The organism is Empedobacter sp. UBA7252 (assembly GCF_002472765.1).
Lineage (GTDB): Bacteria > Bacteroidota > Bacteroidia > Flavobacteriales > Weeksellaceae > Empedobacter > Empedobacter falsenii_B.
This window is the reverse complement of the sequence record NZ_DKSQ01000017.1, coordinates 1-26560: the sequence shown is the minus strand read 5'-3', so window position 1 is coordinate 26560 and position 26560 is coordinate 1. Positions and strand designations below refer to the sequence as shown.

The window sequence follows — 26560 nt, the reverse complement described above, 5'->3', positions numbered from 1 at the left end:
AAAAATTAAGTTCTCTTTTTCTATATTTTATAGATATTTAAGTGGAAAATCACCTTTTATTGAAAGGTGATTTTTTTATGCTTTAAATAATTCATTCAAGTTTACTCCACCGAAGTTTCCTGAACTCATCATCAAAAATACTTTATCTTTTTTATCTAAACTTTCGATATAATCTTGCAATTGTTCACCATTTGTAAATACCAAAATAGAATCATCTCCAAAGGCTTTTTTGATATCTTCTGGAGAAATCATTTCCATACGTTTTATTTCTAATGCTTCTGGGCTATACATTACAATTTTGATATCAGTTTTGTCTAAAGCACCTTTGTATTGCACCAAAAACTCAGGATTCAAAGACGAATAGGTGTGGATTTCTAAACATCCTACAACTGTTTTATCTGTATATTGTTCTTTTACTGCATTCGTAACTGAAGTTACTTTACTTGGCGCATGGGCAAAATCTTTATACGCAACAAAATCAGAAGTACGATTAATTAATTCCAAACGTTTAGATGCTCCTTTGAATGATTGAATTGCTTCGTTGAAATCATCATCCATTACACCTAATTGTTTACAAATTGCACGAGCACCTTCTAAATTCATCAAGTTATGATTACCAAAGACTTCTAACGGAATTGGTCCATCTTCTGTTTCGATAAAAGTGATTCCATTTTCGATAAAATGTTCTGGTAAATGATAAGGGAATTTCTTGATTGCTTTCTCCGTTTCTTCTACCACTTTAACAACTTCTTCGTCTGTTTCGTTGTAAATTAAAGCACCTCCATTCACGATAGATTCTACGAATTTTGAGAATTGAGAAGTGTAATCTGCAAACGTTGGAAAAACATTGATATGATCCCAAGCAATACCTGAAATCAACGCAATATTTGGTTGATACAACAAGAATTTTGAACGACGATCTAAGGCAGATGATAAATATTCATCACCTTCCATAATCATAAATTCGTTGTCTTCTGTCAATTTTACCATCACATCAAAACCATCCAATTGCGCACCAACCATATAATCAACATCGATATTATGATAATGCAAAACGTGAAGAATCATTGATGTAATTGTCGTTTTTCCATGCGAACCACCAATTACAACACGCGTTTTATCTTTTGATTGTTCGTACAAATATTCTGGATATGAATAGATTTTTAAACCTAATTCTTGAGCACGTAACATTTCAGGATTATCAGCGTGAGCATGCATTCCCAAAATCACAGCATCTAAATCTGTTGTAATTTTTTCTGGAAACCAACCCATTTCTTCTGGTAAAATTCTACGTTGGTCCAAACGTGTTTTCGAAGGTTCGAAAATTGCGTCGTCAGAACCTGTTACTTGATATCCTTTTTCGTGCAAAGCAATCGCCAAATTGTGCATTGCACTTCCACCAATTGCAATAAAATGAACTTTTTTCATTTTGTATGTTGTATTCTTTTAGTCTTTTTTATTTTCTTCGTCGTAGCCCATTTCTTCGAAATCATCAAACTCTTCGTCGTCTTCATTCAAATAATCATCCAATGATTTTTCACTATTTTCAGCAAGAATTTCGTCCATTGGTCGAACTTTATTAAATTCTGGTGCTTGCTCAATTGCATTCATAATTTTTTTCATGATTGCATCACTCGAATCATTTTCATAATCGATTTCCAAAGGCTCTTTGAATGTCATTGTCGCATTAATTCCACGTTTTTTAATACGCAAACCTTTTTTATCAAAAGCTCTACGAAAACCATCAATTACAACTGGAATTACAATTGGTTTATTTTTCTTGATTAAATGTGCAGTTCCACGACGACCAGGTGCAAACGCAGTTGTAGTCCCTTGCGGAAATGTTACTACCCAACCACTTTGCAACGCAATATCAATATTGTTAATTTCGCTTAAATCTACTTTTCTATTTACATTTTCTCCTTTTGCACGCCACGTTCTTTTTACGGTAACCGCTCCTGTGTAGGCGAATAATTTCGTCAAAAGATTATCTTTCATTGTTTCTTCAGCGGCAACGTAATAAAAGTCAATCTTAGGATTAAGTAAATAAATTGGATTTTTGATGGTATCAATAAAACCATTTTTTACACTACAAAATACATGATACATCGCGAAAACATCAGCAAAATAAGTTTGATGATTCGAAACGAATAATACATTTTGAGCTGGCAAATGAACCAAGTTTTTTGTACCGCTAACTTTTAATTTATTAAAACCATTGTAACGGTTATAAGTAAATGATCCTAATAAGAAAATTAACGTCCTTTTTAGGAAATATAAATGTCCAAATGAATCGCGAAATGCGTTCTTTTTCTTTGCTTTTTGAGACACGAGTTCTTAATTGTTTAAGTTACAAATTTAATACGATTTTTAGATAATCTTTAAATTCTTCTAAAATCATTGCCGTTGCGCCCCAAAGAAATTCATCATCACCAATGTTATAACCAGGAATTTCGACAACTTGACCAGAAAATTCTCTCTCAAAAACTTCGTAATCAGCATTCAAAAAAGCTTCCAAATTTAATGGAACAACGTATTGTACTTCGCGCTCATCTGGATTGAAATGTGGTTCTCCATGATAAATTCCGATGTAAGGATAAACCAAGAAATTACTTGGCGGAATATACATTTCGCTCAATTGTCTTACAATCTCAATGTTTTCGTACTCTACACCAAGTTCTTCCATAGTTTCGCGAATAGCAGTTTCGTCAAAACTAATATCTTGTTCTTCAAATTGTCCACCTGGCAAAGAAAACTGATGCGAATGCGCTCCTTCGTAAGAAACACGCATGGTTACTGGGAATTCAACTTCTCCATCTTCGTTTTGATACAATAAAATCATCACAGACGCACTTCTAGGATTGGTACGTTTTACATATTCTAAATCAAATTTTTGACGATATGGAGGTGAAAGCTTTTGGTGTGATTCCCAACTTGGCAATTCTTCAACACTTTCAGCTAATAAATATTTTAATTCTTCTAAATCTAAATACAAAATGGATTGATTTTTAGGGTAATAAAAAAGAGTGAAATTTTTCCTCACTCTTTTTCAAAGATAATTATTTTCGTTGAAGAAAATTCAACCTTTTCGGTAAGGTTTATTAATTATTTAACTTTTAAGATTTAGCTTAAATATTTCCCATTGTTTGAATGAAAAATTGAATATTTTTGAAATTTAACATTATAAGTTTTAACTTCGTTAGGTCTAAAAATTATAAAAATGTTTAATAAAAAACTTTTTTACGGAATGATGGTTGGATCGTCAATCCTAACCACTTCTTGTAGCGAAAAGTCAACAAATAGTATGTGGAACGATAAAAATCCTTTTTTTGAAGTGAGCACTTTGCCTTATCAAACTGCTGATTTTTCGAAAATTAAAAACGAAGATTTCAAACCTGCTTTGTTGCAAGGAATGACTGAACAATTAGTCGAAATCAATAAAATTGCGAATAATTCTGAAGCACCAACTTTCGAAAATACATTAGTTGAGATGGAAAAATCGGGTCAATTATTAACACGAGTTAATCATGTTTTTGGATTATTGACTGGAGCAAATACAAACGAAACGTTGCAAGCAGTTGAGGAGGAAATGTCGCCTAAATTTGCGGCTCATAGCGATGCCATTTATTTGAATGATAAATTATTTCAACGTGTAAAAACTTTACATGACAATAAAAAATCATTGAATTTAGATAAAGAGTCATCTCGTTTGTTAGATGTATATTATCAACGATTTGAATTGGCTGGCGCAAATTTATCTGCTGCACAAAAAGATGAATTGAAAAAATTGAATGGAGAAATCGCTTCTTTAGAAACTAAATTCTCCAATCAATTATTAAAAGGAACAAAATCTGGTGGCGTTACTTTTACGAAAGAAGAATTAGCTGGTTTGAGTGATGCTGATTTAGAGGCTTTCAAACAAGCTGATGGTACATATTTAATCAGTTTATTGAATACAACGCAACAACCTGAATTACAAAATATGACCAATGCAGTTTCAAGAAAAAAATTATTTGATGCAGCTTGGATTAGAACAGAGAAAAAAGACGAAAATGATACACGTTATACAATTTTAACTTTGGTTAAAAAACGTGCGGAGAAAGCTAAATTATTAGGTTTTGCAAATTATGCAGAATGGAATTTGCAAGATCAAATGGCGCAAAATCCTACAGCAGCAAAAGGAATTTTAAATCAAATGATTCCGGCAGCAACTGCAATGGCACAAAAAGATGCAAAAGAATTTGAAGCCTTAGCGAAGAAAGAAAATCCAGCAAATACATTAACAGCTGCGGATTGGAACTATTATGCGGAGAAAGTTCGTAAAGAGAAATATGATATCGACGAAAATGAAATGAAACCTTATTTCGTTTTAGATTCAGTTGTAGAGAATGGAATTTTCTTTATGGCGAAAGAATTGTACGGAATTTCATTCAAAAAACGTACAGATATACCAACTTGGCATGAAGATGTAAAAGTGTACGAATTGTTTAATGAAGATGGTTCGCAATTGGGATTATTTTATACAGATTATTTCAAAAGAGATTCTAAACAAGGGGGAGCTTGGATGAGTAATATCGTGGAGCAATCGCACTTATTTGGCACAAAACCTGTTATTTATAATGTCGGAAACTACACAAAACCTGCAAATGGTCAACCTGCATTGATTTCGTATGATGATGTGGTAACAACTTTCCACGAATTTGGACATGCATTGCACGGTTTCTTTGCGAATCAAAAATATCCAACTTTATCTGGAACAAATGTTTCAAGAGATTTTGTAGAGTTTCCATCTCAATTTCACGAGCATTATGTAACGGAGCCATCTATCCTAAAAAATTATGCAAAGCATTATCAAACAGGAGCTGCGATTCCTGATGTGTTGGTAGAAAAAATGAAAAAAGCATCTAACTTTAACAAAGGTTATACGTTAACAGAATTACTTTCTGCTGCGGCTTTAGATTTATCTTGGCACACTGTTTCTGTCGATAAAACAATCACAAGCGTAGACGATTTTGAGAAACAAGCCTTAATTGATAATAAAACAAATTTACCACAAGTTCCGCCTCGTTACCGTTCTTCTTATTTTAGCCATATTTTTGGTGGAGGATATGCAGCGGGATATTTTGCATATATCTGGGCAGAAATGTTAGACCATGATGCCTACGAATGGACAATAGAAAATGGAGGAATGTCACGTAAAAATGGTCAAATTTTGAGAGATAAAGTATTTTCTCAAGGGAATTCGGATGATTTGAATGTGATTTACAAAAATTTTAGAGGTAAAAATCCTTCAATTGAACCAATGTTGAAATACCACGGATTGAAATAATTATTCTAAAATATTAACAACTTAAAAATCCAAGACATAGTTCTTGGATTTTTTTCGTTTTATGAATAAATTTGCAACTATTAAAACAAGTATAAATGGGAAGAGCATTTGAATTTAGAAAAGGACGTAAATTAAAACGTTGGGCAGCAATGTCTAAAGCGTTTACTAAAATTGGGAAGGATATCGTAATGGCAGTAAAAGCAGGAGGACCTGATCCGCATTCAAATTCTCATCTTCGCGCGGTAATTCAGAATGCGAAGGCTGTAAATATGCCTAAAGATAATATCGAACGCGCAATCAAAAAAGCATCTGATAAAAATACAGAAAACTATAAGGAAGTTATTTTTGAAGGTTATGGACCTCACGGAATTGCCGTTTTAGTTGAAACTTCTACAAATAACAACAATCGTACAGTAGCTAACGTTCGTTCTTATTTCAGTAAATGTAATGGACAATTAGGAACGCAAGGTTCTGTTGAATTTATGTTTGATCATATCTGTAATTTCAAGATTCAAAAACCTGAAAATCTAGATTTAGAGGAATTAGAATTTGAAATGATTGACTTTGGAGTAGAGGAGATTTTTGAGGATGAAGATGGAATTGTATTAATTGCACCTTTTGAGAATTACGGAACAATCTTCAAATCTTTGGAAGAAAGTGGATATGAAATTATTTCATCAGAATTTGAAAGAATTCCACAAACAACAAAAGAATTAACAGAAGAACAAAAAGCTGACATCGAAAAATTGTTAGAGAAATTTGATGAAGATGAGGACGTAAATAACGTTTATCATACGATGAAAGAAGACGAAGAAGAGGAAGAATAATCTTTTTTGAAAAGAATAATATGAAAACCGTTTAATTTATTTTAAACGGTTTTTTTTATCTTTAACTATAATTGAATTTTTGAGAATGATAAAAATTTTTACTTTACTTGGTTTGATATTGCAATTTCTTGCATTTTGGATGGCTGCGCCAGAAATTCTTGGAGCTGATTGGTTAAGTAAAACCGAAGAAATGATTCGGAAAGCAATTAATCAGTTGCCACAATTAATATTAGCTGTATTAGGAATGGCGATGGGAGTGATGTTTTATCATTCGATGAGTTCTTTTTTTGTATTTGTCGTTGTTATAATGATTATAATTTTATTATTGATTTTCTATAAAAAAGTAGAAAAGCTTTTGGACGAAAAAATCTCGAAACCATTGGTCAATAAATTAATCTTGAATGAAACTTTTCGTTTTACTTTATTGAAGTTTGCCGCTTTGTTTTTTACGCTTGGTTTCCTTATTCAGATAGCTTTGGTCGTTATTGTATAATTTTTTTTAAAATATTTATTTGATACTGAATAAACTATGTTTTTGTATTAAAAAAACTTTAAATTAAGGTTTGCAAATTCGAAAAAGCGTTCTATATTTGCACTCGCAATACCGCAGTAGACTGCGTTATTGGAGAGTTGGCAGAGTGGTCGAATGCGGCAGTCTTGAAAACTGTTGAGGGTCACACCTCCGGGGGTTCGAATCCCTCACTCTCCGCTGAAAGCTTGAACATTTGTTCAAGCTTTTTTTTGTTTTATAAAATTTTAATCAAAATAAAAGGCCAGATTAATCTGACCTTATAATAGAAGTATTTATTTTTCTAAATCTTTATATACTTTTCGAATAATTCCGTCCGAAAGTCCAATTTTCGGAACATGAATTTTCTTTGCATGCGACCATTTTAGTACATTACTATAAATTTCTAATGCATAAACCACTACATCAGCACGGTCGGGTTTCATATTGAAATTCTGCATACGTTCTTCAGCAGTCATCGTTTGTAAAATTTGATAATGTTTTTTGACATAAACACTACTCAAAGGCATTCCCAGTTTTACGCCTGAATATTTGTATACATGGTTAATATTTCCACCAGAACCAATTAATTCGACTTCATCATCACCAATGTTTTCGTGAATCCATTGTTTCATTTCGTTAAAAGTATTTGGTGAAACTTTATTTTCCAACAAACGTACAGTTCCTACTTCAAAAGATTTTGACGTAAAAACCTTATTATCTTTTAATAATGTTAATTCGGTACTACCACCACCAACATCTACATACAAATAGATTTTTTCGTCTTGTATAAAATCACCTAATTCTGTATTAAAAAGTAATTCAGCTTCGGTTTTTCCATCTATAATCTCGATGTTAATTCCAGATTTTTTAATCACCTTTTTTACAACATCTTTTCCATTTTTGGCTTCGCGCATGGCAGAAGTTGCATAAGCTTTATAGATTTCAATATCATAAACCTTCATCATCAATGCATAAGACAACATAGCATCGCAGATACGATCTATATTTGTTTCGGAAATTTGTCCATCAATAAAAACATCGTGTCCCAAACGAATAGGCATTCTCACAATACTGGTTTTATTAAAAATTGGCGCACGACCTTCTTCTTCGTAAACATAATTAATCAACAATCGCATGGCGTTAGATCCAATATCTATTGCTCCTAATTTTCTAATCTTCATTTTCTTGTTCGTTTAATTTTTTAAAATATTCATAGGTCATAAACTGAGAGCGGTTTGGTTTTTTATTGTTTCGTTTGTATTCTAAAGAAGATTCAGCCATTATTTGGCGACCTTTTACGTTATCTTCAAAACTCAAATTAAACGTATCCATAACTATTTTTTTGAATTTATGATCGTAAATCGGACACGCTACTTCCACACGATTATCCAAATTACGTTCCATCATATCTGCAGAGGAAATATAAACTTTGTCATCGCCTGCATTCTTAAACCAATACACACGCGGATGTTCCAAAAATTTATCAATAACGCTGACACATTCAATATTTTCGGAAAGATTTTTAACTCCAGGAATCAAACAATTAATTCCACGCACAACCAAACGGACTTTTACTCCTTTTTGAGAAGCTTTATACAATAAATCAATGATTTGTTTATCGCTTAAACTGTTTAGTTTCATGTTGATTTCCGCAGGTAAACCAGCTTGATGATTTTTGATTTCTCGTTTAATCATCTTGACAATTTTTTTACGTGTTCCATAAGGTGAAACCAATAAATGATTGTACGTTAAGTTCAAATAATTAGCTCCGAAAAATTTAAAAATCTGTTCAACATCCTTTGTTATTCCCGGATTGGTTGTGAAATACGTATAATCTGTATAAATTTTTGCTGTTCCTGCATGAAAATTTCCTGTGCTAATAAACACATATTTCTGCGCCAACATTCCTTCTGGTTTACGTTCGATATAACCAATTTTCGAATGTACTTTCAGTCCCGGAACCCCAAAAATAACATTCACACCAGCTTCTTGCAATTTTTTCGACCACATCGCATTATTCGATTCATCAAATCGCGCACGAAGTTCCAAAACAGCTGTTACTTCTTTTCCATTCATCGCTGCGTTTATCAACGAATGCATCACTTGCGAATCCTTTGCAACACGATAAATTGTAATTTTTATTTTGGTTACTTTAGGGTCAATTGCAGCTTCTCGAAGAAATTTTAACAACAAAGAATAATCGTGATAAGGCGCCATCATCATTTCCTCATTTTCCGTAAAAGCCTGAAAATAACTGTTATATTCAAAAGGTTTTTTCTGAATAATTGGTTTTATTTTTTCGTACGTTAAATTTGGAATGTCAAAGCTTGGAAAGCTCATCAAATCTCGTTTGTTGTGATATTTTCCACCCGGATTGATACTATCATATTCATCTAATCGTAATTTTTTCAAGAAAAATTTCAACGTATCTGGTGCAATTTCAGCATCATAAACCAATCGGACAGGAACACCTTTTTTACGATTTTCTAAACTATTGATGACTTTTTCTAATAAACTATGTTCTAAATCGTTATCAAAATCAAGTTCGCTATCTCGTGTAATTTTGATGGAATGTGCTTCAATTGTTTCGAAATCAAACATTTTGAAAATATCTTTCAAATGAAAACGAATAATGTCTTCCAAATACATGACATACGTATTTTGATCATACTTTGGAAGCACAATAAAACGCGAAAATAAATGCGTTGGAACAATCAAAAGTGCATATTGAACTTTGTCTTTTAATTGCATTTTCACCGCTAAATAGAACGATCCATCGCGTAAAGGCGGTGCTTTTTTAATATCATCTAAAATAAAAACTCCAACCGTATGAATAAATTCGTTGTAAAAATATTCGGAAATAAATTCTAAATAATTCTCAGGAATCGATGTATCATCTATCACAAAAATATTGTGATTCTCTAATTCTTTGAATAATTGATTATGCAAATCATCGTACTGGACTCGCTGCTGACGCACAATTTCATTGATTTCATCGATCAATTCTTCGTCCGTTTGATCTGGTACAATATTTTGATAAACAATTTCTACATCTTTGAACTGTATCGAGCGCAAAATTGTAGAATATCGAACCGAATAAAATTCATCTAAATTGTTCGAATAAATTCCTAAAAAACGAATTCGTTCTAACAACGGAACTGTTTCGTCAGAAGCCTCTTGCAACACGCGCGCATTGAAAGAAAGCCAACTGATTTCGCGGTTTATATATTTTTTCATTTAATTTCTTTAGGTAAAATTATTTTTATAGTTTTTCCTTTTTGAATCGATTTCCAATTATCAGAATCAAACTGTATCCAGACAAATCCAGAAGTCGAAAGATTGTAAATCATTTCATTTCCTAACTGATTGGTAATATCTGTAAACGCAGGATTATGTCCAAAAATAAGAACATTTTGCAATTCATTATCCAAATTTCTAATCCATTTGTCTAATAAATAATGCGAAAAAGTATACAAATCATCTTCGATATGAATGGTTTGATTAGGAAATAAAATAGGTTTGACAAGTAGAGAAGTTTCTTTTGCTCGAACTGCTTTGCTCGAAAATATTTGATCAAATTTCAATTCAAAATTTTGATGAATATAATTTGCTACTTTCTTCGTTTTGAATTCACCAATCTCTGTGATAGAACGAAATTGATCTGAAACATTTTCGTTCCATTTACTTTTTGCATGACGCATTAAAAACAAATTTTTCATAACGCAACGAGTTTAAAAAGAAAAAGTAGTTAAATCTAATCATTATCTAATGAAAAGACTTAACTACTGTTGTATTTTTTTTAGGATTATTTTCTAAAGATTACCTTCGTAATTCTTAAAATCATTTTTTACCCAATCTGGCAATTCCATCGATTTTTTCTCTTCCATATCGTACATTACTTGTGTACTTTTTCCGATACAATGAATAACATCTTCACCATTTTCGCTTTTACTTGTGACAATATATTCAAAATCGAAACTCTTATTTCCTAATTTTGTAACTCGTACACCAATACGAGGTTCTATCGCATTTGGACGTAATTCTTTTTGGTAACTCGCTTCCATATGTGCAATGACAAACATGTGTCGCGTCCATTGCCATTTTTTGCTCGAAGCCATCATATAATAGGCTCTACCGATCTGGAAATACTCGAAATAAAATACATTATTTACATGACCAATTGGATCAAAATCGCTCCAACGTGGTTCTAAAGGTTTAAAGAATTTAAAGTTTTCTATACTCATTTTTAATTGGTTTTTAATAATAATTAATCTTCAGGATTTGGATCAATAAATTCGTATTTGTACAATTTGACTAACCAAAAGAATACTGAAAATAAGATAGGTCCAAATATAATTCCGATAAATCCGAATAGATTTAAACCAACGATTACTCCAAAAATAGTAATTAATGGATGAACATCTGCCATTTTTTTTTGTAAAACTAAACGGATTAAATTATCTGAAAGCCCAACAATTACAAAGCAATAAATTAATAATCCAACCGCTGATCCAGTTTCACCTTTTGCAAGTAAAAATAGTCCAAGAGGTACATAAATAAGTGCGGCACCAACGACAGGCAACATTGCAGCAAAAATGGTTAAAATAAACCAAGTAAACGCATCATCTACACCAAATATAAGATATCCAATGTAGGCAATTATTGCTTGTAGAAAGGCTGTTAATGGCATTCCGACAGCATTTGAAATAACTAAATCTTTCAAATCTTTGTTCATTTTGACTAAATTACTTGTTTTAAGCGGAATTGTTCTGTAAAACCAATTTTCAAGTTTTTGATGGTTCATCAACATAAAATACAAAATAAGGAAAGCAACACCCAACTGAACTGTCATATCCATTGAAGCATTCAGTGTTTTTTCTAATAATTTACCTCCAACTTGTGTTATTTTTTCAATGTTTGTTGCACTAAACACATCGATATGAAATTTGGTTTGCAACATTTGAATAATTTTATTGACATCTGTTTTAATTTGAGCTGTGTCATTTAATAGCACCATTACTTTATTCGTTAACATTTGAATTAATAAATAAAGAGGTCCAATAATCAAAATCGCGCTACTAATCATTAAGATAATTACACTTGCTAATTTGTTCCATTTTTTTACTTTTACTAGCCATTGCAAAGGATTTAAAAGCAAAACATACAAACACAAAGCACCGAGAAGTCCAGGGAAAAATGCTAAAAGATTTTTGGTAATTAATCCAAAAACTAAAAGTATTATTGCAATAAATGCTAACTGTAACAAGACATTGTTAGAAAGATAGTGTTTATTAGAGTTCATAGGTAATTTATTTGTTTAATAACAGTTGTTGATATTTCGTTATCAAATTCAATGCTAAAAATAGTTAATTTCTATAAACTTTTCTATTTTTAGACGTTGAATAAAATTTTACACATGAAAAAAATAGTCGGTTTAATCTTATCAGTTTTGACAATCTCTACATATGCACAAACGAAACAAGACAAAGTTGTTTTGGTAATTCATGGTGGTGCTGGTACAATTCTGAAAAAAAATATGACACCCGAAAAGGAAAAAGCGTACCGAGATGCTTTAGCTGAATCTTTGACAAAAGGTTATGAAGTCATCAAACAAGGTGGCGAAAGTGAAAATGCAGTGATAGAAGCCATAAAAGTAATGGAAAATTCACCTTTGTTTAATGCAGGAAAAGGAGCGGTTTTTACGCATGAAGGTAAAAATGAATTAGACGCTTCGTTGATGATTGGAAATACAATGCAAGCAGGTGCTGTGGCTGGAGTTACAACGATTAAAAATCCAATTTTAGCAGCAAAAGCTGTTTTACAAAATTCTGCTCATGTGATGATGGTTGGAAAAGGAGCAGAAGAATTTGCTCAAACTCAAGGTTTAGAAATTGTTGATCCAAGTTATTTTAAAACTGAGGAACGCTTGAATTCTCTTCAAAAAGTTTTGGAAAAGGATAAAGAAAAAATGGAATTAGACCATGATGCTAAAACACAAGCGTATGTTCCATTCAATTTTGTTGACGAAAAATTTGGTACTGTAGGCGCAGTTGCTTTGGATAATAAAGGTCATATCTCGGCAGGAACTTCGACTGGTGGAATGACAAATAAACGTTTTGGTCGAGTAGGCGATTCGCCAATTATTGGTGCTGGAACGTATGCAAATAGCGAAGTTGGTGTTTCGAGTACGGGTTGGGGCGAATATTTTATAAAAGCTGTTGCGGCATATGATGTTGCGGCTTTGATGAATTACAAGAAACTTTCTTCGAAAAAAGCTGGTGAAGAAGTTATTAAGAAAATTGGTGATTTAGGAGGCGATGGCGGAATGATTATTTTAGATAAAAATGGTCAAGCAAGTTTTCCTTTTAACACTGCCGGAATGTATCGCGGAAGTATTACACAATCAGGTAAGATAACTATCGAAATTTATCAATAAATTTGGAACACATTTTAAAATAAAGATATACAATACATGATAAAACAAATTTTACTTACAGCCACTGTTGTTCTTGCAAATTTTGCAACAGCGCAAGTAACCTCTATGATTAATGATAAAAATGTAGATGCTTCGACAAAAGTATATGGAATGGCTCCTTTAAGCGATGAAACAAAGGCTTATGAGAAGTTTAATTTTATGTTAGAAAATGCTGCGGCTATACAATTAGGAAAACCAATTTTGGAGTATGGATATCAATCATCTACTTTTCAAGCACAAGATAATGGAGTAATGATTTATATGGTAAAAGATAAGAAAATTGTCGATCAATGGTTGGTAAATCCTGCCTTCTACAATGTTTTTCATGACGGAATTCCGTATTCTTATGATACCGATAAATTAGCTGTTCTTGCTGATAAATATCCGTTGATTTATAAAGAAGAAAAACGTCAATATAAAACTGAAAAAGAATACCAAAAACAGCGTCCAGCCTTGTTTGCTGATCCTTATAATTTGATTATTACAGAACCAGATTTTACATACGAAGGATATTTTGATGTGCAATTTCCACAAAACGAACAATTCAAAAATTCTGAAGCTGCTATAGCTTATTTAAAACCAATTGTAGAGAAATTGACAAAAAAGAAATTTGATATTAATTATACAATTACTGAAAAAAATATTTTAGATCGTACACAATTTACAATAACAGTTGCAGGAGAAGAAAATATCTACAAAAAAATAAAATTAGATAATCTGCAAAAAGGAGATTGGCAATCATTAAGTTATGAAGCTTCGATTTTCCGAAAAGCGAATTAATAGAAAGAAAAGGTTTTTGAAATAATCAAGAACCTTTTTTTTATCCACAAAGATTCGTAATTTGACTTTTTAACCCAAAGAAATATGAATTCTAACTTCTATAAAATATTACAACACTCAAAAGAAAATCAATCAATTATTGCCGTTTACAATGATCCCGAAGGAGATAATTTTTGGGCTGGATATATTTTAGATTTTAATGACGAATTTTTTACGATGCAACACATTTCGAAATATGGTAAAAAAGATGGAATTTTAATCGAACCTTATTTTAAAATTAGTCGAATAGATGTTGATGATTACTGCAAATGTCTCAATTATTTGAAAGAACATCACACCGATTTGGATCAAGAAAATCCAATCACATTTAATGCAACAGCAGAAGAAAATTGGGTTCGTCAAATTTTAGGCGAAATAAATGATCAAACCGAATATGTATCACGTATTCAATTAAATAACAATAGTCGTTTTGCAGGTTTTATTCGGAATTTAACTGAAGATGATTTCGAGTTAAAATGTATTGGTTCGGAAGGAACGGACGAAGGCTCTTTGTATTTTCAGATTGATGATGTTTCGTCGATTCGTGTCAATGATTTAGAAGCTCGCAGAAGGTTATTTTTTTATAATTATCGTCGTTCTATCGACTTTTTTGATGAATAATCGAGAGATATTAAATAAAAAAATCCAACTCAAAACGAGTTGGATTTTTTTGATACTATGTGTTTAATCTTATCCGTTTACAGCTTCAACGTTGTCTACAACATCAGGCATCATTTGTTTTAAAATACCTTCGATACCATTTTTAAGCGTTGCTGTAGAAGACGGACAACCAGAACAAGCACCTTGTAATAACATTTTTGCTGTTCTCGTTTCTTCATCAAATTCAATTAATTCGATATTTCCACCATCATTTGCAACTGCTGGTTGAACATATTCGTCTAAAATAGCTTTGATTTGTTGTTCAACAGAAGAAAACTCTTCAGCAGATTTTACCACAACATGCTCAGGAGCTTCTGTTGTGAATTCATAAAATTCATCAAAAACAGGACCTCCAGCTTGTAAATAATTCGTAATAAACGAACGAACATCCATCGCCCAAAGTGACCAATCTTCTGTTTCGTTTTTCGTTAAAGAAACATAATTATCAACAATAAAAACTTCTTCAACAAAAGGATATTCTTTGTAAATCGCAACAGCTAATGGAACTCCAGCAGCTTTTTCTCTCGATTTTATCTCGATGATTTCTGGCACTAACATAGAATTTGAAACGAATTTCATCGCAGCAGGATTAGGCGTCATTTCTGCATAAATAGAAATAGGAGCCTTTTTCATTGGTGCTAAAATTGCATTTTCTTCTAAATGTTCATTGATAATTTCTTTCAAATCTTCTGTAACATCAGCCCAATCAACAGCATCTATTTTTTCTATCGCAACAAAATTCGCTGTGATAAATATTTTTTGAATAAATGGTATAGTCAATAAAACTTGCGCTAAAGGAGATTCGGTAGCTGTAGATTCTTTATCGAATTCCACGCCACCTTGTGTTAAAGTCTCGTCACAAACGAACTTCATCACGTTATTATTTGGTGTAATTTCTTCGTATACTCTCATAGTTCTACAAAAATACGCTATAAAAATGTATCTTTATCATTAGAATTATAGATTTTGTTATGGCAATAATTAAAGAATTAAATGGGCATACGCCAAAGTTCGGTGAAAACTGCTTTTTAGCGGATAATGCTGTGGTTGTAGGAGAGGTAGAAATGGGAGATGATTGCTCAATTTGGTTTTCAGCAGTTGTGCGTGGAGATGTACATTATATCAAAATGGGGAATAAAGTAAATATTCAGGATAACGCAACGATACATGCGACGTATCAAAAATCGCCAACAACAATTGGAAATAACGTTTCGATAGGGCATAATGCTATTGTACATGGTTGTACAATACATGATAATGTTTTGGTTGGAATGGGCGCAATTGTAATGGATGATTGCATTGTTGAATCTAATTCTTTGATTGCTGCTGGTGCAATTTTAACCAAAGGAACGCATGTAAAAGAAGGAGAATTATGGGCTGGAATTCCAGCGAAAAAAATAAAAGATGTTCCAAAAGAATTGAAAGAAGGCGAAATAGAAAGAATCGCCAATAATTATTTGATGTATAGTAGTTGGTATAAATAAAAGAAAGCTCAGTCTGTAACTGAGCTTTTATTTTCTACTTCCAGAAATTCCAAACTTTACCATCAAAAAAGGCAATTGTTTTGGATAAGGAGAAATAATATCATTGACAACATGTCTATACGAGGTAAAACTATTCAATTGTTGTTATCATTTCCAGATTGTGGAACATATTGCGAATCAATTCTGGTTGTAGATTTTCCAAAATCTTCATTAAATATTACCTTTGTTGTTTAAGGTTTAACAAAACTTATACTAAGGAAAATAAAAACATTGAAAAAAGTATATTATTAATCATAATTAATCCAGACAAAAAAAATAAAATGCAGTTTTGTAACAAATTTTTATAAAGAATGTTGAAATGTTTCTAGTAATCAAATAATTACGTTTTTAGTTGCTTGTTAAATGTTTATTAAGTAAATAAAATATTATTAAACAATACGATATGGTAAAGCAGTTAACTTATGATGATTTTGGACATACGCTTCATCATAGTCAAATTCAATCGGTTGATGGTAATTATCTTGTTTTTGATAGACGAAATGATGATACAAAAATTGGAGAAACTTCTTCCATTTGTTTACTTCATACGAGAACTTACGAATCCGAAATTATTTATACAACAAATAATCAAACAGAGTTTGGTCCTGGAGTAGGTGCAGCCTCTTTTTCACAAATTGAGAATAAAGTTATTTTTATTCATGGTATTCGAAATGCGAATCAAGCAAATCCGTATTCGGCAACAAGAAGGACAGGTGTCGCAATTGATTTAGAATTTCCAAATCAGCCTATTTTTATGGATGCTCGAAATATAAATTTTACCTTTACAAATGGTGCTTTGCGTGGAGGAACACATTCGCATTCGTGGCAAAAAGAGAAGAATTGGATTAGTTTTACTTACAACGATTATGTCTTGGAACAAGAATCCAAACACAATTCTAGTATAAAAGATCAGCGAGTGGTTGGAATGATGTTTCCCAAAAAAGTTGAGGTTGATTTTGATAAAACATTAGAGAATAATTTTGGTGAAATGTTTTCGATTATCGTTTCTAGAGTAGTGATAAATCCTAAAAATGGAAGTGATGAAATCGAAAAAGCTTTTGATGAATGTTGGATTAACTCAACAAACAATATCGCATTTCAGGGACATGTGCGTGATGAAAAAGGGAATTTGAAAACGGAAATTTTTATTGCTGAAATTCCAAATGAAATAAGGTTTGATGAAAACGATAATTTAAAAGGAACTTTAACTACTTTGCCAGATGTGCCAAGTTGTATTTCGCAGAAACGAATCACTTTTACTCAACATGGAATTAGTAATTTTAGACATTGGTTACGTTCTTCTCCTGATGGGAAAATCATCTATTTTTTGATGGAAGATGAATTTGATAAGACGCAATTATTTGGTGTAAATTTAGTTTCGAATGAAATTATTCAATATTCTTTTTTAGAAAATTCGATTACCTCTCCATTCAATCTTTCACCAAACGGAAAATATGCTATTTATTTTGTTAACGATAAAATATATCTAAATGATTTAACCGAAAAAAAATCTAAACAAATCTATCAAGTTCAAAAAATCAATAATGAATTAACGGGAATTCCGCATTTTTCTAACGATGGAAAAAAAATCTATTTTAATCAATTTGTTTCAAATAATTTCAATGAAAAGTTTATTCAAATCTTCGAATTAGAGTTATAAAACAAAATTGAAATATGTTAAAGTTCAAAGTTTTCTAAAAAATATTTGTCCCTTATAAAAAATATTTCTAATTTTAGTACAGATACTTAACCGAACCTAAGGTCTATGCTCTTATTCGAGTCTAACCAATGGGAATAAGAACTAAAAAAAACCTCCAATTTGGAGGTTTTTTTTATGTTTTTATTAGTCTTACTTCATACAAATCCTTGCGTCTGTCTTTCATCGTTTTTACAGTTCCATACTCATGCAACTCTTTTAGAAGATAAAGATCAACATCAGAAATCAGTACCATTTCTGTATTCGGAGTTGCTTCTGCTTTAACTCCATTGTTTGGAAAAGAGAAATCTGAAGGTGTGAAAACTGCCGATTGTGAATATTGAATATCCATATTATTCACACGCGGTAAATTTCCCACAGAGCCTGCAATAGCCACATAACACTCATTTTCTATTGCACGAGCTTGCGCACAACTACGTACTCGCGTATAACCATTTTGCGTATCAGTCATAAATGGAACAAATAAAATTTCCATTCCTTGATCGGCTAAAATACGGCTCAATTCAGGAAATTCGACATCATAACAAATTAGTAAACCTACTTTTCCGCAGTCGGTATCAAAAACTTTTATTTCATCGCCACCATTCAATGCGTAATATTTGAACTCATTTGGTGTAATGTGTATTTTACTATACGAATCTAATTTCCCCGAACGATGACATAAAAATGACGTATTATATAGTTTTCCTTCCTTTAGATGAGGCATAGATCCTGAAATAATATTGACATTATATGTAATTGCAAATTCTTGAATTTTCTTCACAATATCGTCCGTCATCGTTGCTAATTGATGCATCGCTTCAATCTCTTTCAAATGATTATATGGACTCATCAACGGCGAATTGAAAAATTCTGGAAACATAATAAAATCAGAGCCATAATCGCTTACCGCACTTACGAAAAACTCAATTTGATCATAAAAATCTTGTAAACCATTAAATAAACGCATTTGCCATTGCACCAAACCAAGACGAATAGTACGTTTTGTCGGTGAATTAGATTTCAATTCAGGTTCGTAATAGATATTATTCCATTCTAATAAAGTGGCGTATTCTAAGGATTCTTTATCATCTTTCAGATAATTTTTCAAGATTTTTTTAACATTAAAATCATTCGAAATCTGAAAAGCTAAAGTTGAATCATAAATTTCTTTACTTTTTACTTTTTCTATATATTGTCTAGGAGATAATTCTTGCGAATATTTATGATAATTTGGAATACGTCCACCAGCTACAATTGATTTTAGATTCATTTCTTCACAAAGCGCTTTACGTTCGTCATATAAACGTCTTCCCAAGCGCAATTGACGATAATTTGGATGAACAAAAACTTCAATTCCATACATTACATCACCTTCTGGATCATGTTTTAAAAATTTACCATTAGATGTTATCGTATCATAATTCGATTCGATATTCGTTTTTTTCGAATTAACCACAATACTTAATGCCGAAGCAACAACTTTTCCATCCACTTCAACACAAAGTTGACCTTGCGGAAAAATAGCTAATAATTCTTTAATTTCGTCGACAGTCCAAGTTCCAAGCTGATTGTGATAGGCTTCTTTTGTAGATTCAGTCAAATCACTATAATCTTCAAGAGTCAAATTTCTGACCTGAATATTCATTTTATTTAGATTTAGATTATGTTTGAATTTAGCAAATATTAATCCAATAAACAATTTTAAAAAATAAATTTAGACCTATCTTCGTATAGACTAATAAGCATGAAATGAAAGATGTAAAAATAGAGTTTAGAAAGCCTATTTATCCTGTGAGTGACGAATTAAATCATTATTTAGAGAAATATCATCGCAAAACAAAAGCGAGTGTAGAATATGATGATTTGATGCGTTTTTCGGGTTGTGTAGCATTGGAAGATAAGGAAGGAAATGATACGCATTGGTTGGGTGTTTATTATACCGACTCGGAACATCAGGAAATTCAAGATAGTCTAAACAGAATTTATACTTACTTACATTCAGACGGAGATGAGGAGTCTTTGCCTTATCTTGTTGTTGATTCTATCGATTATTGTACGTTCGGAAATTCGAAACCTTTTCGTATTCGGGTTCGTAATATTTTGAATGATAATTACACCAATTTTTACATCAAAAAAGCAGATGCTTCGCGTATTTATGGTTTAGAATTAGAAGATATTTTATCTCCTCACCGAATCAATTTTTTGGTTTACAAAAATACATTGATTGAGGAGCATATTTTGGGAATTCCAGGAGATGTTTTTATCAAAAATTATTTGGATAAATGTAATGATTTAGAAAAAAATCAGATTGCAAAAGAGTTTGTAAAGTTCAATGAACGCTGTTTTATAGGTCTTTTGGGTGATATGCGTTCGTATAATTATGTGGTGATTCCAATTCACGATTTTGATCAAGTTATCTATAGAATTCGACCAATAGATTTCGATCAACAATGTTATGAAGGAAATTTAAAAATTTATCGACCACAATATTTTAAAGAGAATCGAGTAATGGTTGATTTAGTCAATGATCGCTTGAAACCAAATTCTGTCGATCAATATCGAAAAGAAGTAAAATCCTTGATTTCGAAAAGAATTTCGAATAGTTCGAAACGTTTTCGTGATTTAATGAAAATCATAAAAAAAGACACGATTTCTAAACCAGAAAATGTTGCACAATTACGAAAAGGTTTCGCAAAGTTTTATAAAGACCAATCCTATGAAGATTGTAAGACTATGGGCGAAATTTTGCATAAAGCTATCATTAACAGTTTGGAATAAAAACAATAAAAGCTTCTCAAAATTGAGAAGCTTTCTTTTTTATAGAAATTAGTTTTTTAATAACTGCTTTCTGAAACGTAAAGCAACCAATCCTGCCCCTATTACCAATAATGGTAAATAATCATCGATTGGTGCTGGATCAGCATCTTCAACATCTGTTCCACCACCACCGGTTCCTGGTCTAGCAGAACTTTCATTTTGATTAGTTGATTCAAAGAACGAAATCTTATTTTCTTGAGCAGATAGACCTATTGAACAATGCAAAACTCCTGCAACTAAGATAATTTGTTTTATATTTTTCATATTGTACTATTTTATTAGATGTTAAATTATTTGTTTACAACTTTTTGAGTCTTAACTTTTCCGTCTTCAGTCAGAACTTTTATAACTAAAATTCCTTTTGCAGAAGATTCAACTTGGTAAACACTTGCACGAATGTTATTTTTCACAAATATTTTTCTTCCTTGAATATCATACAACTCTACCGAAGAAATTTTATTTTGTTTTGCATCCACTACAATTGTATTGTTTTTAGTATAAACAATAACATTTTCTTTTGACAATTCATCTGTACCTAATGTTTTATTTGTATACACAAGTTCAAAACGAGTATCAAATATTCCTGCTTTAGAAGTGAATGAATAAGCTGATTCTGATAAGTTATGTACTTGATTTAACTCTTTATCTCTTAAATAAACAATCTGTCCTTTTTCAAACAACCCATCAGCTTTCTCTATATTGATTGTGTAATTTCCTTGCTCTAAAGTTTCAAAACCTAATTTTACGACATCATCAGTTTTAAAAGGTAAGCTGCGTCCTTGGATTGCATATGCTTCATTATTAATCAATGAGTAGATTGCTGAAGATCCTCTTTGCATCACTTTTGCATCAATTTGATTATCCGCATCGTTTGTAGCTCCATCCATATAAGCTAATAAAATTTGGCTAATTGTTTTACTTTCTTTTGATAAACTTAACCAAATTCTGTTTTTCTCTGCAATTGAATTTTTATAGAAAAATGCATCTTGCGAAGTTCTCATTGTATTGTTAAAATTAACTGTAGGTGTAGCTTGAGAAAGTCCTACGATAAATCCTTGTCCAACAGAAATGTTTGACAAATCAGGAATAACACCACCTACAACGTTGAATGCGGCATAATTATTTGCATATTCTGAAGAACCAACAGGGAATTGATGTGTCCAGAAATATAATGAATTAACATTCTCATTTGCTAATAAGAATTTTTCCACATTAATGTTAGAAGCATAAGGGTTACCAACTAAATTGTATCCATTTGCTGTAAATTGAACAGGAACTGTTATATCTCCATTGAACGGAACACCTAAAAATGCACCATTATGAATTGTATTTTGCCCTGTTGGTAAAGTGTTTTTAACACGGATAGAAACCCCTTTACCTGGTTCAAATAATTTTGAGTCTGTATCTGAAGTTAAAATCTGAGTAAATTCATCTGTTGTTTCATTATATGTCCAAAAACGATTGTATAATGTTTCCGGAGAGAATGAACGTATAGTTTGTTGCGATGCTTCCTGCTGAACCGGAGAAGACCAGAACGTCATATCATTACGAACCATCGATTTACTATCGCGGTTAACTGTAATTGCTCCTGAGTTAGCAACGTTTTGATTTTGGATTAAATTACCACCATTTTCTACAACTAATCCTGTAAGACCAGCTTGATTGTCGATCTTCCCATCAACGATTAAACGAGCACCTGACTTTACGACAACTGAACCTCCAGCATCTGAAACTGTAAACGTTTTAGCTTCTAATTGCGTATCAACTGTTACTTTACCTTTGATGATTACATCTTTTGTAAGATCCGGCGTTCCATTAGACCATGCAGTTCCGTCCCAAGTTGTAGAGTTTTCAGCTGTTGAACATTGAATTTTAACATTGTCAATAAATGCTCTTTTTGCCGATGTTTCTAATTTTAAAGTAGAACCAGCAGCTACGTTTTCAAAACTTACAGTTTGTGTTTCGAAATTATCTGCCATTTTCGCTGTATAAACAACATTTTTAGTTTCTGAACCTAATGTAACATTGACACTTCCTTCAATTGCTGTCCAACCTTTTACATCAAAAGAAACTATTACATTACCAGCTATTTGATCTAACACTTTTGATGTTATCCCCCCTTTGTTATTACTTGAACCTAACCTAATAGCATTTCCTGCTTGATAAACAGTAACTACAGTAGGAAAATTAGAATTCCCATTCCAAGCCTTATTAGATCCTGCAGTACTTGTATTATTACCATTTAAACCATCAAATGTTTCCTCAAAACAATAAGTAGCATTAGGATCTGTTACTGAAACATCAAAAGTTGTACTAAATTCGTTATAATTATTATTACTAACGGCAGTTGCATTAATAGTTGTAGAACCAATACCATCAAATGATAAGCTATTTCCGTTTATAGAAACAATAGAATTATCAGCAGAAGTATACACAATATTTAACCCTTGATCTGTTTGTGATGGTAAACCAGAAAAAGTGGTTCCTTGGTTTTGAACTAAAGCTTCAAAGTTATAATCTACTGTTTGGTTTGCTTTTGCAATTTCAAAAGTTATAGTAGCCGGATCAGAAGTTCCATATTGATTTGTGGCTGCTACCTGTGCTGTAAATGTTCCTGCTTGTTCAGGTGTACCTGAGAAAACGCCATTATCAAATGTAATTCCTAAAGGTAAAATACCTGTTTGAGTCCAAAAGGTAGGATTATTAGTTGCTGTCACAGCTCCATCAGGCAATAATACACCATAAGTTCCTGTAATTGTTCGTGGAGACACAACTGGTTTTTCCGTTGCTATTCCAGCGGCAGTCCAAGAAATATTATCTAAAGTAAGTTGTGGTCCTGCATTTCTAAATGTAATAACAGCTGCCTCTGACTTATTTATTTCTACTTCAAATGAATGAATAGTAGCATCCGTTTGTGCTTTTCCAAATGTTGGTGAAGTGTAAACAACTACATTATCTACTAATACTTCAATCTTTCTATTATTTGAACCTCCAGTAAAAGCTTTTCTGACATCAAAAGATAATTTTCCGATTCCATTAGAAATTGTAGTTTCTAATGTATTTCCTGAAGCTTGAAATAGGATTCCTTTATTTGTGATTGGATATGTACTTTCATTTCTTGCATTTGTATAATTCCATACAATTCCTCCTGTTTCTCCAGTAAATGATCCTGTTGCATAAGAACTACTTAATGCTGTTTGGGACTCAAAAGTTTCTGTTCCCTGTCCAAAAGCAAATCCTGATAACAATAATGTTAATAAGGATGATTTAAAAAAGTAAAGTTTTTTCATACGATAAATTGTTTTAAGTTTTTTTTAAAAAAAGTTAATTTTCTAAACTAATATTAATATAACATTAACAAAAATAATACATAAAATTTACTTAAGTATTTTTAAATGAATATCCTACAAAAAAAATCCGCTAACAAATAAATGTTAACGGATTAATTTTAAATAAAGGGAAAAAATACTATTAATAGTATGTATATCTTCTAACACCTGCAATGTGTTTTGCTAAACGCATTACTTGGTGACTGTATCCATATTCGTTATCATACCAAACATACATCACAACATTTTTACCATCGGCAGAAACAATTGTCGCATTACTATCGAAAATCGACGGAGCAGAAGTTCCAACAATATCCGAAGAAACCAATTCATTGTTCAACGAAAATTTAATTTGCTCAACTAATTCTCCGTTCAATGCAGCATCTTTCATCAAATTGTTTACCGCTTCTACAGAAGTATCTTTACTAACTTCTAAATTCAAGACAACCAAAGATCCATTTGGAACAGGAACACGAATTGCATTCGAAGTTAATTTACCTGCTAAACTTGGTAAAGCTTTTGCTACAGCACTACCAGCACCAGTTTCAGTAATTACCATATTCAAAGCAGCAGCACGTCCACGACGATATTTTTTGTGCATATTATCAACCAAATTTTGGTCGTTTGTATAAGCATGAATTGTTTCTAAATGCCCTTTTACAACACCTAAATTATCTTCAACAACTTTCAAAATAGGTGTAATTGCATTTGTTGTACAAGAAGCAGCTGAGAATATATTTACATTTTCTGGGCTATATTCTTCATGATTAACACCGTAAACAATATTCGGAACACCTTTTCCTGGCGCTGTTAATAAAACTTTATCAGCACCAACAGATTTTAAATGACGAGATAACGCTTCTTCATCTTTAAAAACACCTGTGTTATCAATAATTAAAGCATTATTAATTCCGTAAGTAGTATAATCAATTTCTTCTGGCTGAGCTGCAGAAATCATATAAACAGAAACTCCGTTGATGATTAAAGCATTATTTTCGTGATCAGCTACAACGTTTCCGTCAAAATCACCATGAACAGAATCATGACGTAACAAAGAAGCTCTTTTTTCTAACAAAACAGGATCGTTTTTATCACGTGTTACAACAGCGCGTAATCTTAATTGTTGACCTTTTCCCATTTGAGAAGCCAACTCACGAGCTAATAAACGTCCGATACGACCAAAACCGTATAAAACAACGTCTTTTGGTTCAACACTTTTTACATTTTTGCTTGCACCTAATTTCTCTTCAACGAAAGCTTCTGCCGAAGCGTAATTCCCAGAAATATATTCTTTAGCTAATTTTCCAACATCAAGTCTAGAAGCTGGTAATTTAGCTTCAGAAATAGCTTTAGCAATCGCTAATGTATCGTCGATAGCAATCTTTTTTTCTACAAATTCCTCAGCATACTGATGTAGATTTACGATGTCACTAACGTTTTTATCAACTAATTGATTACGGAAAATTACCAATTCAACAGATTGATCATACCATAAATCTGAAACAATTTTAATGAATTCTACAACCTTTTTGCTCATTTCATTGAAAGATGCAAGTTGTTGATCATAAGAAGAGTGGTTCATTTAATAAATGTTTATTTGTGTTTATTTACTTAATTCTTGGCAAAAGTAATCAATTATAACGATTTCGTACATTTTTTTTACAAAAACTAATTATTGTCATAAAAACACAACTATTCCTACGAAAATACTAAAATATAGAAAAAAAATAAATTTTTAATAGGAAATTTTAAATTTTATGAATACTAATAAGTAGCTATTAACCATTATTTTATTGTTTAATTTAAATTGAATTGAATTTTACGAAAACGTTTTCGTAAAATAATTGTTAAAAATTTTTATTTGCAAATTCGAAAAAGCGTTCTATATTTGCACTCGCAATACGGCAATAAACGCTGTGTTGGAGAGTTGGCAGAGTGGTCGAATGCGGCAGTCTTGAAAACTGTTGAGGGTCACACCTCCGGGGGTTCGAATCCCTCACTCTCCGCTGAAAGGGATTCTATTACTTAGAATCTCTTTTTTTGTATAAATAAAAAAGTTTTCTTCCTTTATTTTCAAATGGTTACTCGAAAATAAATCCATCATTGTAGGTATTTGATAAATCCCATTTTCATAGTGTAAACTGCTGTCGAACACTATGTTTACAAATTCTTTTTTCTGTAAAGTATTAGCTTTAGAATAAACAAATGACCCGGTCCTAAAATAACTATACATGTTTTTAAATAAATCCTGTTATAGTTACACACCAATTGATCTTAATCCTAAATTTACTATACAAAGGAGTTTTGATTATTAAAACTTCTATTATAGTTTTCCATCTTTTCTTTAATTTTTCTGACTGCAAATGCGCAGCATTTGGAGTTAAATAATCACAACTTGTATGTGGTCTTAATTCATTATAAGTTTTAATACTATTAGTAATTTTAATTTTTGTCTGATCAAAACCTAATGTGCTTTCATATAAATTAAATTCCATTTTAATTATTCCATTAACCCTTTCTGCCATTGTATTTTCATAGGGATCACCTTTTTTGGATATCCTAACGAAAGTT

At 31.7% G+C, this 26560-nt stretch carries 23 protein-coding genes and 2 tRNA genes; 11 read left to right on the top strand and 14 right to left on the bottom strand.

Annotated elements, in window-relative coordinates; translation table 11 throughout:
- Nucleotides 1–75: 75 nt before the first annotated feature.
- Genes B2X73_RS03495 through B2X73_RS03485 form a run of 3 tightly spaced genes read right to left on the bottom strand, consistent with a single transcriptional unit; the run spans nucleotide 76 to nucleotide 2995 of the window.
- On the bottom strand, nucleotides 76–1428 hold the full coding sequence (locus B2X73_RS03495) for a UDP-N-acetylmuramate--L-alanine ligase (RefSeq protein WP_115001321.1): 1353 nt from the start codon (nucleotides 1426–1428) through the stop codon (nucleotides 76–78).
- Nucleotides 1429–1446: 18 nt separating this feature from the next.
- Complete coding sequence (locus B2X73_RS03490) at nucleotides 1447–2331, bottom strand: lysophospholipid acyltransferase family protein (RefSeq protein WP_038334575.1); 885 nt, start codon at nucleotides 2329–2331, stop codon at nucleotides 1447–1449.
- Between the two features lie 19 nt (nucleotides 2332–2350).
- Nucleotides 2351–2995: an NUDIX hydrolase gene (locus B2X73_RS03485; protein ID WP_115001319.1), complete on the bottom strand. Its 645-nt coding sequence runs from the start codon at nucleotides 2993–2995 to the stop codon at nucleotides 2351–2353.
- A gap of 225 nt (nucleotides 2996–3220) precedes the next feature.
- Between B2X73_RS03485 and B2X73_RS03480 the strand changes: the two genes are divergently transcribed.
- From B2X73_RS03480 to B2X73_RS03465, 4 genes are all read left to right on the top strand, one after another.
- The gene (locus B2X73_RS03480) at nucleotides 3221–5329 is read left to right on the top strand and encodes a M3 family metallopeptidase (RefSeq protein WP_219034767.1); all 2109 of its coding nucleotides are present in this window, start codon (nucleotides 3221–3223) and stop codon (nucleotides 5327–5329) included.
- A gap of 95 nt (nucleotides 5330–5424) precedes the next feature.
- Nucleotides 5425–6156, top strand: a complete 732-nt coding sequence (locus B2X73_RS03475) for a YebC/PmpR family DNA-binding transcriptional regulator (RefSeq protein WP_219034768.1) — start codon at nucleotides 5425–5427, stop codon at nucleotides 6154–6156.
- 85 nt (nucleotides 6157–6241) lie between these two features.
- Nucleotides 6242–6649: a hypothetical protein gene (locus tag B2X73_RS03470; protein ID WP_219034769.1), complete on the top strand. Its 408-nt coding sequence runs from the start codon at nucleotides 6242–6244 to the stop codon at nucleotides 6647–6649.
- Nucleotides 6650–6780: 131 nt separating this feature from the next.
- Nucleotides 6781–6865: transfer RNA gene (locus B2X73_RS03465), tRNA-Ser, on the top strand.
- A gap of 95 nt (nucleotides 6866–6960) precedes the next feature.
- Here the strand turns inward: B2X73_RS03465 and B2X73_RS03460 are convergent.
- From B2X73_RS03460 to B2X73_RS03440, 5 genes are all read right to left on the bottom strand, one after another.
- Nucleotides 6961–7848: a Ppx/GppA phosphatase family protein gene (locus B2X73_RS03460; protein ID WP_219034770.1), complete on the bottom strand. Its 888-nt coding sequence runs from the start codon at nucleotides 7846–7848 to the stop codon at nucleotides 6961–6963.
- On the bottom strand, nucleotides 7838–9904 hold the full coding sequence (ppk1, locus tag B2X73_RS03455; RefSeq protein WP_286495951.1) for a polyphosphate kinase 1: 2067 nt from the start codon (nucleotides 9902–9904) through the stop codon (nucleotides 7838–7840). The genes B2X73_RS03460 and ppk1 overlap by 11 nt, the downstream gene beginning before the upstream one ends.
- Nucleotides 9901–10386 carry a SixA phosphatase family protein gene (locus tag B2X73_RS03450; protein ID WP_038336593.1) on the bottom strand — a complete coding sequence of 162 codons (486 nt, stop codon included), beginning with the start codon at nucleotides 10384–10386 and terminating at the stop codon, nucleotides 9901–9903. The genes ppk1 and B2X73_RS03450 overlap by 4 nt, the downstream gene beginning before the upstream one ends.
- A 93-nt stretch (nucleotides 10387–10479) precedes the next feature.
- On the bottom strand, nucleotides 10480–10911 hold the full coding sequence (locus B2X73_RS03445) for an acyl-CoA thioesterase (protein ID WP_052217929.1): 432 nt from the start codon (nucleotides 10909–10911) through the stop codon (nucleotides 10480–10482).
- Between the two features lie 23 nt (nucleotides 10912–10934).
- Complete coding sequence (locus B2X73_RS03440; RefSeq protein ID WP_260509614.1) at nucleotides 10935–11969, bottom strand: AI-2E family transporter; 1035 nt, start codon at nucleotides 11967–11969, stop codon at nucleotides 10935–10937.
- 114 nt (nucleotides 11970–12083) lie between these two features.
- On the opposite strand from B2X73_RS03440, the gene B2X73_RS03435 reads away from it, so the two are divergent.
- The 3 genes from B2X73_RS03435 to B2X73_RS03425 all read left to right on the top strand — a co-directional run bounded on the left by B2X73_RS03435 (nucleotide 12084) and on the right by B2X73_RS03425 (nucleotide 14582).
- Nucleotides 12084–13103, top strand: a complete 1020-nt coding sequence (locus tag B2X73_RS03435) for an isoaspartyl peptidase/L-asparaginase family protein (RefSeq protein WP_286495944.1) — start codon at nucleotides 12084–12086, stop codon at nucleotides 13101–13103.
- 36 nt (nucleotides 13104–13139) lie between these two features.
- The gene (locus tag B2X73_RS03430; protein WP_280049999.1) at nucleotides 13140–13922 is read left to right on the top strand and encodes a hypothetical protein; all 783 of its coding nucleotides are present in this window, start codon (nucleotides 13140–13142) and stop codon (nucleotides 13920–13922) included.
- A gap of 84 nt (nucleotides 13923–14006) precedes the next feature.
- Nucleotides 14007–14582, top strand: a complete 576-nt coding sequence (locus B2X73_RS03425; protein ID WP_125348839.1) for a hypothetical protein — start codon at nucleotides 14007–14009, stop codon at nucleotides 14580–14582.
- Nucleotides 14583–14651: 69 nt separating this feature from the next.
- Here the strand turns inward: B2X73_RS03425 and B2X73_RS03420 are convergent, their stop codons facing one another.
- Nucleotides 14652–15533 (bottom strand): NifU family protein, encoded by an 882-nt coding sequence (locus B2X73_RS03420; protein ID WP_291095721.1) that lies wholly within the window; start codon nucleotides 15531–15533, stop codon nucleotides 14652–14654.
- Between the two features lie 59 nt (nucleotides 15534–15592).
- Between B2X73_RS03420 and B2X73_RS03415 the strand changes: the two genes are divergently transcribed.
- Both B2X73_RS03415 and B2X73_RS03410 read left to right on the top strand, forming a co-directional pair.
- Nucleotides 15593–16105 carry a gamma carbonic anhydrase family protein gene (locus tag B2X73_RS03415; RefSeq protein WP_286495943.1) on the top strand — a complete coding sequence of 171 codons (513 nt, stop codon included), beginning with the start codon at nucleotides 15593–15595 and terminating at the stop codon, nucleotides 16103–16105.
- Nucleotides 16106–16547: 442 nt separating this feature from the next.
- Entirely contained in the window at nucleotides 16548–17804 is a 1257-nt protein-coding gene (locus B2X73_RS03410; RefSeq protein WP_291095719.1) for a DUF3748 domain-containing protein, read from the top strand.
- Between the two features lie 172 nt (nucleotides 17805–17976).
- Here B2X73_RS03410 and B2X73_RS03405 read toward each other — a convergent pair whose 3' ends face one another.
- A complete protein-coding gene (locus B2X73_RS03405; RefSeq protein WP_219034775.1) occupies nucleotides 17977–19488 on the bottom strand; it encodes a carbon-nitrogen hydrolase family protein in 1512 nt (503 codons plus the stop codon).
- A 104-nt stretch (nucleotides 19489–19592) separates the two neighbouring features.
- Between B2X73_RS03405 and B2X73_RS03400 the strand changes: the two genes are divergently transcribed.
- Nucleotides 19593–20621, top strand: a complete 1029-nt coding sequence (locus tag B2X73_RS03400) for a hypothetical protein (protein WP_291064050.1) — start codon at nucleotides 19593–19595, stop codon at nucleotides 20619–20621.
- A 48-nt stretch (nucleotides 20622–20669) separates the two neighbouring features.
- On the opposite strand, the gene B2X73_RS03395 is transcribed toward B2X73_RS03400, so the two are convergent.
- From B2X73_RS03395 to B2X73_RS03385, 3 genes are all read right to left on the bottom strand, one after another.
- On the bottom strand, nucleotides 20670–20924 hold the full coding sequence (locus B2X73_RS03395) for a hypothetical protein (protein ID WP_180904914.1): 255 nt from the start codon (nucleotides 20922–20924) through the stop codon (nucleotides 20670–20672).
- A 26-nt stretch (nucleotides 20925–20950) separates the two neighbouring features.
- Entirely contained in the window at nucleotides 20951–23950 is a 3000-nt protein-coding gene (locus tag B2X73_RS03390) for a hypothetical protein (protein WP_291046416.1), read from the bottom strand.
- A gap of 181 nt (nucleotides 23951–24131) precedes the next feature.
- Nucleotides 24132–25571: a glyceraldehyde-3-phosphate dehydrogenase gene (locus tag B2X73_RS03385; protein ID WP_286495940.1), complete on the bottom strand. Its 1440-nt coding sequence runs from the start codon at nucleotides 25569–25571 to the stop codon at nucleotides 24132–24134.
- 339 nt (nucleotides 25572–25910) lie between these two features.
- Between B2X73_RS03385 and B2X73_RS03380 the strand changes: the two genes are divergently transcribed.
- Nucleotides 25911–25995: transfer RNA gene (locus tag B2X73_RS03380), tRNA-Ser, on the top strand.
- 231 nt (nucleotides 25996–26226) lie between these two features.
- Here B2X73_RS03380 and B2X73_RS03375 read toward each other — a convergent pair.
- Nucleotides 26227–26560, bottom strand: a 334-nt coding sequence (locus B2X73_RS03375; protein ID WP_291095717.1) for an integrase core domain-containing protein, incomplete at its 5' end; no start/stop codon positions are given.